The sequence below is a fragment of the Blautia hydrogenotrophica DSM 10507 genome (genome assembly GCF_034356035.1).
In the GTDB taxonomy this organism is placed as follows: Bacteria; Bacillota; Clostridia; order Lachnospirales; family Lachnospiraceae; genus Blautia_A; species Blautia_A hydrogenotrophica.
In genome coordinates this window covers 99645-112443 of record NZ_CP136423.1, presented here as the reverse complement: position 1 = coordinate 112443, position 12799 = coordinate 99645, and the positions used below count along the sequence as shown (strand labels likewise).

Here is a 12799-nt window from a genome sequence, read left to right as displayed (position 1 = left end):
ATTTTGCCGGGAGTGTGGCTACACTCCCTATGCTTGCTGTTTTTAGTTCTTGCCCCTCTGTTCCACGCGGTAGTTCACATACTTGCCGCCAGTATCAGCCAAAAGCACCGTCCCGTCATAGGTTTTGCCGGTTTTCATGGAGCGCAGGCCCTTTACCTTTGCTTTTCCGTCTTTAAGGAGCGCGGCGGCGATCTTCGGGGTGAACGCCTTGCCCCGTTCCTCAAAAAATCGGTCATTCTTCCACATGACAAACTGGCAGCTTCGGTTTCCGCAGTAGTAGTTCTTTTTGCCCTCGTAGACGCTTTCCCCGCAGCGCGGACATTTGCCGATAACCACACGCTCGGTTTGAAACAACTTCTGCGCGTCCTCGCTGATCTGGGAGTAGTTTGCAATTAGGCCCCTTGTCATTTCTGCAATGCCAGCCATGAAGCCCTCCGGGTCGGCCTGTCCCTTGGCAATGGCCGTCAGCTCCGTTTCCCACTGTGCCGTAAGCTGGGGAGAGGTCAGCACCTCCGGCAGCACGCAGGCAAGGTTGTGGCCGTCCTTGGTGGGAAGTAGCTGTTTGCCCCTGCGCTCTACAAAGCCCATCTGCACCAGCTTTTCTAAGATGGAGGCGCGGGTGGCCGGGGTTCCCAATCCCTGCCGCTCGGCGTCCTCCGGCAGATCGTCCGCACCGGCGCGCTCCATAGCGGAAAGCAGGGTATCTTCCGTGTAGGATTTTGGCGGTGCGGTGAAATGCTCGGTGACGGCGGCAGTTACCTTGTCAAAGGTCTGTCCCTCGGTAATTTGGGGAAGTTCCCGCGCAGGCTCCGGGGCGGTGTCGTCGGCGTCTGTTTTGAACGACGCCTTAAAGCGGCGGTCAAGCTCTTTCCAGCCGGGGGTCAGGATGGTCTTTCCCTTGGCGGTAAAGGTGTTCCCGGCACAGGTGAATGTAGCGGTGACAGCTTCGTACACATGGGGCGCGGCCACGGCGCACAGCAGCTTGCAGCACACAAGGGACAGCAGTTTCTTTTCCCCCTCGGTCAGCCCGTCAAAGCCTCTCTGCACAAATTCCATTGTCGGGACAATGGCGTGGTGGTCGCTCACCTTTTTGCTGTTCAGCACTCGGCCAAACTGCGGGGACAGGTCAAGCCCCGCCGCAAAGGGAAGCATAGGCCACAGGCCGGACACAAGGCTTTCCGCCGTTGGCAGCATATCATCGGTCAAATACTGGCTGTCAGTGCGGGGATAGGTCAGCAGCTTCTTTTCATAAAGCTGCTGGGCATAGTCAAGGGTCTGCTTGGCGGTAAATCCAAACAGGCGGTTTGCCTCCCGCTGCAAGGTGGTGAGGTCATAGAGGCGGGGCGGCTGCTCCGTCTTTTTCTCCCGTGTTACCGACACACAAACGGTCTGCGCCGTTTCACAGGCGGCTTTCAGGGCCTTGGCGTCGTCTGCGTTTCCCATGCGTTCACTGGCCGCCTCCATGCCGCCCGCCGCGATCTGGACGATGTGGTATTTCTCTTTCTGGAAGCTGCTGATCTTGGCCTCCCGGTCAACCAGCATTTTGAGGGTCGGCGTCTGGACACGGCCCACGGTCAGGGTCTTGTGGTAGAGGATAGAGAACAGCCGGGTCGCGTTGATCCCCACCAGCCAATCCGCCTGCGCCCGGCAAAGGGCCGACTGATACAGGTTATCATAATCGGTTCCCGGTTTCAGATGGGCGAAGCCGTCTTGAATGGCCGCGTCCTCCATGCTGGAAATCCAAAGGCGCTGAAACGGTTTCTTGCAGCCCGCCATCTGGTAGACGAAACGGAAAATCAATTCCCCCTCGCGCCCGGCGTCGGTGGCGCACACAAGGCCGGTGACATCGGGGCGCTCCATCAAAGAACGCAGGGTGTCAAACTGCTTTTTCTTATCGTCGGGAATGATGTACTGCCATTCCTGCGGCAGAATCGGCAGGTCGTCATAGCGCCATTTTTTGAAACGCTCGTCATAAGTTCCGGCGTCGGCAAGGGAAACAAGGTGGCCGATACACCAGCTCACCAGATAGCCGTTCCCCTCCATGTAGCCGTCCTGTTTCTTGTCCGCGCCGATCACGCCCGCAATGCTGCGGGCTACGCTTGGTTTCTCTGCAATTACTAACTGATAGCTCATACTTCGTCCTCCTTATTTCCATCTTCACTTGTCATATCCTCGTCCGGCTCCGGGGCTTCGTCCTCGTCGTCCTCGTCCTCGCCAAAGTCATACTCGGCCAGATCGTCATTGCCTGTGGTGTCGGCTTTTTCCTTTTTGAATTTCAGGAAGTAGAGGGCTGCGCCGCCGCCCAGCAGCACCACCACAAAGAACACCACAAGGCCGCCCATGCCGCTTGGCTTTTCCTCCTGCGGCTGTTCTTCCTCCGGCTGGGGCTTCGGCTCCGGCCCGTTGCAGGCGGTCAGGTTGTTTTTACAGACCGGGCAGGCCGTATTGACGGCCCCAGCTTGACATTTGGCCGTACAGGTGCAGACCTCCGGCTCTTTTTTTCCATCCTCCAACAAGGCTTGCAGGTCGGCGTCGTCCACTTGGTTGAGGAAATGCACCGCTGTTTCCTTGTCCTCGTTGGCCCGGTCGATCAGGATGTAAAAATAATTCCCGGCCTTGGTAGTGACAGTGATAAGCTGTTTATCCCCGAAAAAATCATCCACCAGCGCAGCGTTGCCCTGCGGGGTAACAGGTACGCCCTCCGGCTCCATGCCGCCGGTGGTGGGTTCTTCGGTTTCCTCCGGCACCTCTGCGGGGGCTTCGGTGGTTTCCGGCAGCGGCACAGGGTCAGGGTCAGCGCCTCCGGCATAGGCGGTAACGGTCGTGGTCGCCATGCAGAGCGCAGCGGCCACAGCCAGCGTCAAGGTGCGGAACAGTTTAGATTTCTTCATGGGCGCTGTCCTCCTGTTCAAAGTCCGGGATCGGGGCCGGGGCCGCCTGCAATGCGCCGCCGCGCACAAAGGCGGCGAACTCCTGCGGGGTCATGTTGAGGCCGCGCACAAGCTGGACGATCTGCAAGTTTTCCTGTTCGGTCTTGGCCGCTTCCAGCTCCCGAAGCTGCTTTTGCAGCTCCGCGATCTTGCCCTTGGTTTTCTCAATATCCTTTTCAATGCGTTCCAATTTGTTCATTGCCATAGTGATTTACTCCTTTCTGGCGTTTAAGGCAAACGCCCGTAACAATAAAAATGCTGCTGCCAGTAGCTTGAATTGAGGTTCGTGTAAGAAATGGGGTCGCCGCAGTGCAGCATGACCGAATTTCCCACATACAGCCCCACATGGGACATCCCGGCAGTGTCATAAGTACCGACGAAAAATACAAGGTCGCCGGGCTTGGCATGCTCCGGGGAAACGGGAGTGCAGATGTTGTAAAGCCCCTGAGCCGTCTGGCGTCCCACATTCCAGCCGGAATGATTGATAACCCAGCTAATGAAGCCGGAACAATCAAAGCTGGTGCTTGGGGAGCTGCCGCCCCACACATAGGGATAGCCCACATACTTTTCCGCCTCCGCGATCATGGCGGCAAAGGCTTCGTCCTTTAGCGCCTCCGGGGGGATTTCATAGTAGGTTGGCTCTTTCGGGGTGGAGGCGTGGGGATAGCTGCCGTTGGGGAACAGGTCTGGCCGGTTGCCCAAAGTCTGCATATAGGCAGCATAAAAGCCCATCTGTTCCTCGGTGAGAATGTAGATGGGCAGGTGGGACAGGTCGAAGTTTTCCAGCTTCACATTGCAGATGTAGTAGGTGTAGGGGACTTCCGCGGTGTAGGTGTTTCCCTCGCTGTCCGTCCTCGTTTCAGTGCGGTAGCGGGTTTCCGTTTCGATGGTCTGGGTCAGGATGTACTGCTTTTCAAAGAGCATGGCAAGGTCGCCCTGTACCTCCCCCAAAGTGAACACGCCGTTATGCAGCGCGGAGAGGATGGAGGTCAGCACATAGGGGTCATGCTTGATCTCGTCCAGATCGAAACGGTATTCGTCATAGCCGGGGTGCAGGCTTTCGTAGTTGTCAAGTTCGTGCTGCAAGTCTGCTTCCAGCGCGGCATAGGCGGCTTCGGCTCCCAGCATATCGCTGTCCTCGGAGAGATAGGAGGTGGCGGCAAGTCCCGTCCCGGTGCTGCCAAACATGGCGGTGCAGGATTGCAGGCCGCCCATCACCAGCAGGAGCATGAGGCCCACGCCGCCGACGATCAGCGCCCCTTTCCAGTGCCGGGCGGCAAAGGACGCGGCCTGTCTGCTTTTCTCTGCGGCTTTCTTGGCTGCGGCAGCCGTGGTCTTGGCGGTGCTTGCCGCCCCCTGTGCGGTCTGGCCCGCCGCCCTTGCTGCCTTGGCATATTCCCGCTTAATGTGCTGTTTCTGCCAGAAGCGGGAAACGGGATTTTTGGCCGCCTGCGCCAGCTCCGGGTTGTCCCGCAGGGATTTTTGATACGCAAACTCGGCGTTGGCGGCAATGGACTTTCGCTCGGCCTTGGCTGCGGCCCGGTAGGGTTTGAGCTTATGGCGGTGGACGCCGCTGCGGATCATGCGGCTCGCCTGCCGTTCCGCCAGTTCCTCCCCCTTGTGGCCGCCCTCCACGCCCACATTTTCGTGTTCTACCTCATGGATTTTTCCGTGGAGGTAAAGCCCGGCTTCCTGTATGGGGCGGCTGGCCGGGTTTGGTTTGAGCTGGGGAGGGGCTTTCTCCACCTTGTCAAAATACAGCCTGCTTTTGGCCTTGCCCTTGGCTTCGTCATAGACGGTTTCCTTGGTGACGACGCGCTTTTTCGGCAGGGCTTCTTTGGCCGCTTCCAGCTTATCCGCCCGCTTTTCCGCTTTTTTGATATACGGGGCAAGCTCCGGGGAAGCCCGTTCCTCGGCGGTAAACTGCAACCGGGAAACAGGGCTGGTGGCCTGCGCCACGGTTTCCCCGGCGTCCTTGGCCGCTTTCTTTGCCTTGTGGCGGTCGTGCAGTTCATCCGCCCGTTCCAGTATTTTTTCCGCCGCGCCCTCTGGCTGGGCGGTGTATTCCTGCTCGGCCTCCCGGCTGGACACATTGACGCTTTCGCCGGTGGTCTGGTTATCCAGCGTCAGGCCGTCGCGGGTCATGTGCTGCGTTACCTTGTCGCGGGGTTTTAAGGGTTCCATGACTTCACCTCCTTGTGCCTCATACCGTCGCCCCCTCGCCTAACCGGGTCGTCATGATCTGGTAGAGCTGGGTGTTTTTCGGGATGGGGTTCTTAAAGGGCAGGATCACATTTTCGTAAATGAGAAGCCCCTCGCCGGGTTCGGAATTGTCCACATACCGTAATTGCTGGGGCGAAATGTTCAGCCGTTCCGCAAGGATTTTGCGGTCGCCGCTGGCCTGATTGAGCAGGCAGATAAAGTCGCTGTTTTCCAAAATGTTCTCAATTTCCGGGGAGGAAAGCAGGTCTTTCACATTCTGTGTCGCACCTGTGGGAATCCCGCCCCACTTACGAAAACGCTTCCAAATCTCACAGGAAAAGGCCGCCGTCTGTTCCTCACGCAAAAGCAGGTGGAACTCATCACAGAAATACCATGTCGCCTTGCCCTTGCTGCGGTTTTGGGTGACGCGCCCCCAAATCTGGTCTTGGACAATGAGCATACCGATTTTCTTTAGCTGCTTGCCCAGCTCCTTGATGTCAAAGGCCACAATGCGGTTTTGAATGTCGATGTTGGTTCTGTGGTTGAACACATTTAGGCTGCCGGACACATACAGGTCAAGGGCCTGCGCCACCCGGTCGGCCTCCGGGATATGCTGGTCTAAAAGGGCTTTGTGCAGGTCTGCAAGGATGGGCATATTTTCCGGCTTGGGGTCTGCCAGATAAGGCCGGTAGATCACCTGTACCGCCCGGTCGATCACCGTCTTTTCAATGGCTTCCAGCCCGTTCTTGCCGCCCATGACAAGCTCACAGAACGACAGCACAAAGTCGGATTTCAAGGCCAGCGGGTTTTCATCCTCGGAGTAGTTCAGGTTGATGTCCAGCGGGTTCACATAGTTTTTGCTGGTAGGCGACAGCTTCACCACCTGCCCACGCAACCGCTTCACAAGGGGGTAATACTCGGCCTCTGGATCACAGATATACACATCGTCCGGGGTGCAGAGGAACACGCTCAAAATTTCTGATTTACAGCTCATACTTTTGCCGCTTCCCGGTGTCCCCAGCTTTAGCCCGTTGGGACACCTCGCCCGTTTGCGGTCGAGCATAATCATGTTGCCGGTCTTGGCGTTGATCCCGTAATACATGGCGTCGCCGCCCTGAAAAAGCTCCTGCGTCACAAAAGGGACGAACACGGCCACGCTGGAAGTCGTCAGGGAGCGTTCAATCTGGATGTGGCTGGCCCCCAGCGGCAGGCTGCTCATAAGCCCCTGTTCCTGCTGGTAGTCCAGCCGCACAAGGGAACAGTTGTATTTCTGGGCGATCCCGGCAGCCCAGAACACATCGTTTTCCAGCTTTTGCCGGGTGTCTGCGGTGTTCAGCACCAAAAAGGTAAGCTGGAACATCCGTTCATTCCGGCTCTGCAAGGTCTTTAGCAGCTCCTTGGCGTCCTGCCCGTAGGTGGCAAGGTCGCTGGGAAGTATATCCATGTCGTAGCCGCTGCGGACAGCCCGTTTCTGTTCCTGAATCTTCATGGCGTCAAGGTCGGTGATCTTGCGCTTGACCGTCTTAATAGCGTCGCTCTGGTCAATGGCCTGCACATGGAGGTTCACCACAATACCGTTTTCCGTGTTGAGGAAGTCGGCCAGCATTTCATCCGACAGCTCCGGGGAGAGGATTTGCAGAAAGCTCACCGCCCCGTATTTGCCGCCCAGCCCGAACATCCGGGCATTGCCAAAGCGGAACGAGGACGGGGCGATAAAGTCCTTGGTAGAAAGCCCCGATGGAGCAAGCCACTTCCAGTCAAAGGAGAACGGTTCCCCGTCCGGGTGGAAAATGCTGTGCATGACTTCCAGCCGTTCCTTTGCGTCCAGTCCCCACGCGGAGGCCCCCATGCTCTTGAAATAGCCCAAAAGATCGGTTTCGATCCGGCGCAGTCTGGCGCGGGCCATTTTCAGGCTGTCTGCCTCGATGGTATAGGTCATAAATTTCCGCTTCATCAGGCCGTTGTTCCCGTTCACAAGCTGGTTTTGCAAAATGTCGGAATACTCGCTGCGGATGTCGTCAAAGTCGTCCCCCTGCGCCCGGATTTCAAAGCTCTTGGCGTACTGCTTGGGGTCGATCTTGCGGTTGATAAAGGAAAACTGCACATGAATGGAAGCGTCCAGATAGTTGTAGAGGTCGCACAGGTTTTCAAAGATGGCTGTCTTGGTGTCCGCCTGCGCCAGTTGGTAGCTGATGTCCGTAAACTCAATGCACTTGGAAAAGGTGCGGGGCGTTACCCGGCATACGCCGTCCTGATACATGGCCTCATAGGGAATACTGGCCTGCGCCGAATGGGGCTTGCCGTCGCCTTTATACTTTCGGATGACGGCCTGAATCTCTTTCTTTTCGGCGCGGGTGAGCTTGACCGGCGCTTTTGCGCTCGTTTCGTTCTTTTGCTTTTTGGACAATGGCGTTGACCTCCTTTTCCATTTGGGATTGCCGCACAAGGGCGGTATAAGCGTTATTGGTCTGGTAGGGCCGTTCCTTGGGCTGGATGAAGCAGCACGCTACGATCTGGCGTACCACCACTTCAAGGGGCTGGCCGTGTTTTTCGTAAAGCGCCAGCAGAAAGCCCGGCAGCATGGCGAACACCATAATGAGCGCCGCCGCGCTGGTCGGGACGCGGCCCCGGATCAAAAAGAAAAGCGGGACGCCTACCAGCAGCGCACCGCCAAAACAAATGAGCTGGCGTTTCGTTAGCCCGAATACTACCTTGGATTTGACCTTGGTTAAATCCTTGGGGACAGTTACATAAGCCATAAAAAGTCACCTCGTTTCTTTAGTGGGCGGTAAATACGGCCTTGCTGATACTTCCCGTCTTGAACAGACAGAAGCAAAGCAAAACGGTATAGCCCATACAGCCCCAGATTGCGCCGGATATGTCGTCAGCGGTTCCGATCTGCTGGATCAGCACCGCATAAATCCCGACAACCACCATGATTAAAAAGGCTTGGAAGCCCAGCGCAAGCAGGGATTTCAAGTAGTTCTGGCCCATGCCGCGCCACTCTGCATTGCCCAGCGTGGCAAGGGGGATCGGCCCCAATGCGGTCACGGCGTAAATTTCAATCATTCTTCCATAGGTCACAAGGAAAATGCAGATGGAAAGAATGTTCATCGTCAGCCCTACAACAAGGGTCTGGAACCACAGGCCCAGCAGCGGTCCAATGTCCATTGCTTCAAGGCGGCTTTCCAGATCGGGGAGCAGCGTGTCAAAATCAATGCTGGTATCTCCGATAATCACCCCGGCGCTCTGGTTGACGACTTGCTGGGTGGCGTCAAATACGCCCATAACGATATTCCATGTGTTCGTCACAATGAGGATGGCAAAGGCGCTTTTGAAAATCCAGCGAAAGAACATGGAGCTGTCGAAGTCGTGCATATTGTTCTTTTCTACAATCATGTCGATCAGCTCATAGCACATCACAAGGGCGAGAATGGCCGCCGCAATGGGGACGATCACCGTTTCAGACAGGTTTTGCAGCATGGAAAAAATGCCGCCGTTCCAGTCCTGCGGGGTACTGCCCACATCCGACGCGATTTCCCCGACTTTGGTATTGACTGTGTTAAACAGGCCGGACAGGTTGCCCATGATACCGTCGATCAGGATTCCTTTGATCCATTCCCCGATTAAATCACCGATCATGTGGGGACACCTCCTTTCCCGCGCCCTCCCAGATCAGAGAGGGCGCGGAGAGTTTTCTAACACACATGGGGTTATCCCAGCAGCCCGGACAGCAGCGGAACAAGGGTCATGCCGATCAGGGCAACGCCACCTCCGGCGACAAGCTGCTTGATTCCCTGTGACTTTGCTGATGTGTGATAAAGAAGTAGTAGAAGTGTAAAAAATTTTGCCGTTCCTATCCGGCGTTTGCGCATTGCGCCGGATAGGTCGGGCGGTCATTCGGGCAGGTCTACCTTGCCAACGAAAGAGTAATAAATATCAATGTCCTGTCTGCGTGTGCCGTTCTCGTCATAGCTGCACTCATGCACAACGATTTTCTCCACAAACTCACGCAAAAGGGTAGGGGTAAGTTCTTCAAAGCTGGTGTACTTGCGGACAACATTCATAAACTTTTCTGCGTTTACCGTGGCTTCCTGCGCTTTGGAAAGCTCTGCCCGGATAGCGGCGGCTCTCTCTTTCAGTTCTTTCTGCTCGGCTTCATAGTCTGCCGACAGCTCCGTGAAACGCTCGTCTGAAATGCGCCCGGTCACGCTGTCCTCATACAGCCGCTTGAAGATAGCGGATAACTCGCTGATACGCTTCTCGGCGGCTTCCAGCTCCTTTTTCCTTGCGGCGTTCCTGCGCTTGCCCCCGTCCTCGTTCTGCTCGATCAGCAGCTTCATAAACCGGGCTTCGTGCTTCGCTGCATAGCTGGTGACTTTCCGCAGATTGTCGGTCACTCCGGCGGTCAACAGGTCGGTGCGGATAAAGTGCGCCGTACAGTCACGGGTACGCTTCTTGTAGCTCCCGCAGATATAACAATCCTGCTTGCGGGTGGCGTTCTGGTAACGCTGCTGGTAAAGGACGCTGCCGCAGTCGGCACAAAAGAGTATGCCGGAGAATAAGCCCACTTCATCATAGCGGTTCGGGCGTTTGCGCTGCTTGCGTAACTCCTGCACACGCTCCCACATCTGGGTGTCAATGATAGGCTCATGGTGGTTCTCGAAAATCGCCTGTTTCTCAATGGGGTTCTCTACGCTGTGCTTGGTCTTGTAGGACGGCTTCTCCGTCTTGAAGTTTACCAGACAGCCCGTGTACTCCCTGTTTTCAAGGATATGTACCACGGTATTGGTCGCCCACTTGCACTCATAGCCGGGGTGGTAGCGGCGGGTGCTTCCCGTCCGACGGTATTCCAGCGTTCCCGGCGTGGGGATCTCCTGCTCTGTGAGCATACGGGCTATCTTGGTCGGCCCGTTCCCGGCAAGGCACAAGCTGTAAATCTGCCGCACAACAGGGGCGGCTTCCCCGTCAATGATAAAATTTTCGTCCTCGTCCATAAAGTAGCCGTATACGGGTTTGCTCGTGACGGGCTTCCCGCTCATACCCTTAGACCGTTTTACTGCTTTGATTTTCTTGCTCGTATCTCTCACCAGCCATTCGTTAAAAATGTTCCGCAGAGGGGCAAAATCATTGTCGCCCTGTGCGCTGTCCACTCCGTCATTGATAGCGATAAAGCGGACGCCTTTCTGTGGGAAAATCATTTCCGTATACATTCCCACTTGCAGATAGTTTCGCCCTAACCGTGACATATCCTTGACGATAACGGTGCCGACTTTTCCGGCTTCAATGTCCGCAAGCATGGCTTGAAAACCGGGTCTTTGGAAGTTCGCCCCAGAATAACCGTCATCTGTGTACCATTGCAGATTGGAAAAGCCGTTCTGCTTCGCATAGGTTTCAAGAATACGCTTCTGGTTTGAAATAGAATTGCTCTCACCTTGCAGCTCGTCCTCGTGGGATAATCTCGGATAAAGGGCGGTAATAAGGTTTCGGGTGGTCTGTCTTAACATAGTGTCCTCCATTTCCGACAGCCAGCCCCACTATTCCGTATGACTATCATACCACACGCCGGGGCTGGCTGTACAGTCCTTTCTGCTTCTTTACGTCCCGTCAAATTGCCGATTTTTGTGTAGCAGCTTCCGCTTCCAGCACTTTCAGCATTTTATCGGCGGCGGTGGCGGTGGTGTCCTGCTTGAAATAGCCGGAAACGACAAGGACAGAATTACCTATGCGGATTTCCGTCACGCAATCCGGGCGGCGGGTGCTGCGGTCATTCTTTGGGGTGTTGGTCATAGGCGGCTCTCCTTTCTGTTCATCAGCTTTTTCAGTTGTCCCATTTTCTCCTGCGCCGTGGCTTTTCGGAAGTTGCTCCCGGTAAAGCGGACAGGAGAACACATTTCAATCAGACGGTCATAAATGCGGGCGTGGGCGGTGTCCTCCGGGTGCTGCAAGTCCTCCAGCGTGAGATTAGTCGTGACGATCAGCGGCCTGCCGCTGCGGTAACGGCTGTCAATCACGTTGTAGACCTGCTCTAAGCCGTATTCCGTTCCCCGTTCCATTCCAAAATCGTCAAGGATAAGCAGCGGGAAGCTGCAAAGTCGGGAGATATATTCATTCCTGCCCTCAAAGCTGGCGGCAAGGTCACCCAATATCAATGCAAAGTTTGTCATGCACACGGGGATTTCACGCTCCATAAGGGCATTTGCGATACAGCCCGCAAAATAGCTCTTGCCTGTGCCAACGCCGCCCCATAGCAGATAGCCAATGTTGCGCTCTTTCATGGTTTCCCAGTTCTCCACATAGAAATGGGCGTGTTCCATTTGCGGGCACTTGCCGTTGTCGTTCTCAAACGTCCAGCCCTGCATAGCCGGGTCTGTAAAGCCCCGCCGCTTCAACCGCTCGACAGTTTCAAGGTGACTGCGCTGTTTCTCTGCGGCTTCCCGTTCCTCACGCTCTGCCCGCTGGCAGTCACATTCTGCCGGGTGGCGGTCACGCCCCAGCCATGCGGCGGTTTCTTTGGGGAAATAGCCCTCTTTGGGCTTGTGGCACTTCCCGCAGTATAAAAGCCCGTCCTCGCCGGTGTAGTCCTCCGGCTCCGGCGTGGTGTCGGTCATATTCAAAATCATTTCATCAAATCCATTCGTCATAAGCTCTCGCCCTCCTTACAGGTATAATCGGGTATGCCCTTTTTCGGGGCTTTCTTGGCTGCGTCCTCCTGCGCCCACTTGAAAATCGTGGCTGCATGGCTCTTGTATTTCCTCCCGCTGGAAGCGATATGGCAGGATAGGCGGTCAATGTAATACTCCCACTTGCCGGGAAGCTCTGTTTTCAGCCCGTCAAGCTCCGTATCGGAAAGAATGACATTGTGGTATCTGCCATAGGCGGCGGGGGCGGGGTGTCCCGTTTCTAACTCTCTCTCTTTTTCTATTTCTATATCTATCTCTTTCTCTATCTCTATCTCTGGTGGACAAATGTCCGCTCGATATGGTGGACATTTGTCCGCCCCTGTCTGCGGCAGGGCTTTTTGTTCCTGCAAAGCCAGCCGCGCCCTGCGCTTGCGCTCCCCCTCGGTAGAGGACTGGCCGATTAAAAGCTCAATGTTGCTCATGTAGAGTGCGCCGCTTGGCAAAGGCTCCACAAGCCCCAGCTTCATAAAGATTTTCAAAGCTCTCTCTACGGTACCTACCTGCTGGCGGGTAATGGTCGCAATCATCTGGGCGGTGTAGGGGATATTCTCGTCAAGCTGCAATTTCCCGCCGTTTTTCAGCGATTTCAAGTACAGCTTCAAGAGAATGTTGGAATAGATAACGCCGTCCTGCATACTTTCCAGCAGAACGATTGCATCATCGTCAAAATAGCTCTCTTTCAGCTTGAGGTAGTAATATTTGCGGTTATCTGCCATAGGCTGCGTCCTCCTTTTTCCAGCGTTTGGAATAATAGCGAGGGCATAGTATGATAACCGCCCGGAAGCTCTGTTTGCAGTCACGGGTGCAGCCCCGGCATAGGTCGTTGTAAGTGATACGGTTGCGGTGGTTGAGGAAGAAAGACCATTCCAGCCGCCGCTTCTTGCTCATTCTCGGCAATGGTAAGCTCCTTTCTGCCGTTCCTATCGGTGTAGCGGGATAGGGGGCATTTTCTGTATGTTCTCGGTATCATTTTCGGGCTTTTTC

Annotated in this window: 13 protein-coding genes; all 13 read right to left on the bottom strand. The window is 55.6% G+C overall.

The window, feature by feature from the left end; all coding sequences use genetic code 11:
- Positions 1-42: 42 nt before the first annotated feature.
- The 13 genes from BLHYD_RS00550 to BLHYD_RS00490 all read right to left on the bottom strand — a co-directional run bounded on the left by BLHYD_RS00550 (position 43) and on the right by BLHYD_RS00490 (position 12712).
- Entirely contained in the window at positions 43-2133 is a 2091-nt protein-coding gene (locus tag BLHYD_RS00550; protein ID WP_005947007.1) for a DNA topoisomerase 3, read from the bottom strand.
- On the bottom strand, positions 2130-2891 hold the full coding sequence (locus BLHYD_RS00545) for a DUF4366 domain-containing protein (protein WP_196905149.1): 762 nt from the start codon (positions 2889-2891) through the stop codon (positions 2130-2132). The genes BLHYD_RS00550 and BLHYD_RS00545 overlap by 4 nt, the downstream gene beginning before the upstream one ends.
- On the bottom strand, positions 2878-3135 hold the full coding sequence (locus BLHYD_RS00540) for a DUF4315 family protein (protein WP_003509287.1): 258 nt from the start codon (positions 3133-3135) through the stop codon (positions 2878-2880). Before BLHYD_RS00540 ends, BLHYD_RS00545 begins: the two co-directional genes overlap by 14 nt.
- A gap of 23 nt (positions 3136-3158) precedes the next feature.
- The gene (locus tag BLHYD_RS00535) at positions 3159-5114 is read right to left on the bottom strand and encodes a C40 family peptidase (RefSeq protein WP_005946762.1); all 1956 of its coding nucleotides are present in this window, start codon (positions 5112-5114) and stop codon (positions 3159-3161) included.
- Positions 5115-5133: 19 nt separating this feature from the next.
- Entirely contained in the window at positions 5134-7539 is a 2406-nt protein-coding gene (locus tag BLHYD_RS00530) for a VirB4-like conjugal transfer ATPase, CD1110 family (RefSeq protein WP_005946760.1), read from the bottom strand.
- Positions 7442-7891: a PrgI family protein gene (locus BLHYD_RS00525; protein WP_005946758.1), complete on the bottom strand. Its 450-nt coding sequence runs from the start codon at positions 7889-7891 to the stop codon at positions 7442-7444. The genes BLHYD_RS00530 and BLHYD_RS00525 overlap by 98 nt, the downstream gene beginning before the upstream one ends.
- A 19-nt stretch (positions 7892-7910) precedes the next feature.
- The gene (locus BLHYD_RS00520; RefSeq protein WP_005946756.1) at positions 7911-8774 is read right to left on the bottom strand and encodes a VirB6/TrbL-like conjugal transfer protein, CD1112 family; all 864 of its coding nucleotides are present in this window, start codon (positions 8772-8774) and stop codon (positions 7911-7913) included.
- Positions 8775-8845: 71 nt separating this feature from the next.
- Positions 8846-9007, bottom strand: a complete 162-nt coding sequence (locus BLHYD_RS17480) for a Maff2 family mobile element protein (protein WP_005946754.1) — start codon at positions 9005-9007, stop codon at positions 8846-8848.
- A gap of 21 nt (positions 9008-9028) precedes the next feature.
- The gene (locus tag BLHYD_RS00510; RefSeq protein WP_002605633.1) at positions 9029-10639 is read right to left on the bottom strand and encodes a recombinase family protein; all 1611 of its coding nucleotides are present in this window, start codon (positions 10637-10639) and stop codon (positions 9029-9031) included.
- Between the two features lie 100 nt (positions 10640-10739).
- The gene (locus BLHYD_RS00505; RefSeq protein ID WP_002605634.1) at positions 10740-10922 is read right to left on the bottom strand and encodes a transposon-encoded TnpW family protein; all 183 of its coding nucleotides are present in this window, start codon (positions 10920-10922) and stop codon (positions 10740-10742) included.
- Complete coding sequence (locus BLHYD_RS00500) at positions 10919-11776, bottom strand: ATP-binding protein (RefSeq protein WP_002605635.1); 858 nt, start codon at positions 11774-11776, stop codon at positions 10919-10921. Before BLHYD_RS00500 ends, BLHYD_RS00505 begins: the two co-directional genes overlap by 4 nt.
- Complete coding sequence (locus tag BLHYD_RS00495) at positions 11773-12531, bottom strand: phage replisome organizer N-terminal domain-containing protein (RefSeq protein WP_002605636.1); 759 nt, start codon at positions 12529-12531, stop codon at positions 11773-11775. The genes BLHYD_RS00500 and BLHYD_RS00495 overlap by 4 nt, the downstream gene beginning before the upstream one ends.
- Positions 12521-12712: a hypothetical protein gene (locus BLHYD_RS00490; protein ID WP_006058351.1), complete on the bottom strand. Its 192-nt coding sequence runs from the start codon at positions 12710-12712 to the stop codon at positions 12521-12523. Before BLHYD_RS00490 ends, BLHYD_RS00495 begins: the two co-directional genes overlap by 11 nt.
- Positions 12713-12799: the final 87 nt, after the last annotated feature.

Bases quoted from the DNA above. Each gene is read 5' to 3' on its own strand.
- BLHYD_RS00550 (WP_005947007.1), bottom strand. From the start codon at position 2,133: ATGAGCTATCAGTTAGTAATTGCAGAGAAACCAAGCGTAGCCCGCAGC.
- BLHYD_RS00545 (WP_196905149.1), bottom strand. From the start codon at position 2,891: ATGAAGAAATCTAAACTGTTCCGCACCTTGACGCTGGCTGTGGCCGCT.
- BLHYD_RS00540 (WP_003509287.1), bottom strand. From the start codon at position 3,135: ATGGCAATGAACAAATTGGAACGCATTGAAAAGGATATTGAGAAAACC.
- BLHYD_RS00535 (WP_005946762.1), bottom strand. From the start codon at position 5,114: ATGGAACCCTTAAAACCCCGCGACAAGGTAACGCAGCACATGACCCGC.
- BLHYD_RS00525 (WP_005946758.1), bottom strand. From the start codon at position 7,891: ATGGCTTATGTAACTGTCCCCAAGGATTTAACCAAGGTCAAATCCAAG.
- BLHYD_RS00520 (WP_005946756.1), bottom strand. From the start codon at position 8,774: ATGATCGGTGATTTAATCGGGGAATGGATCAAAGGAATCCTGATCGAC.
- BLHYD_RS17480 (WP_005946754.1), bottom strand. From the start codon at position 9,007: ATGCGCAAACGCCGGATAGGAACGGCAAAATTTTTTACACTTCTACTA.
- BLHYD_RS00510 (WP_002605633.1), bottom strand. From the start codon at position 10,639: ATGTTAAGACAGACCACCCGAAACCTTATTACCGCCCTTTATCCGAGA.
- BLHYD_RS00505 (WP_002605634.1), bottom strand. From the start codon at position 10,922: ATGACCAACACCCCAAAGAATGACCGCAGCACCCGCCGCCCGGATTGC.
- BLHYD_RS00500 (WP_002605635.1), bottom strand. From the start codon at position 11,776: ATGACGAATGGATTTGATGAAATGATTTTGAATATGACCGACACCACG.
- BLHYD_RS00495 (WP_002605636.1), bottom strand. From the start codon at position 12,531: ATGGCAGATAACCGCAAATATTACTACCTCAAGCTGAAAGAGAGCTAT.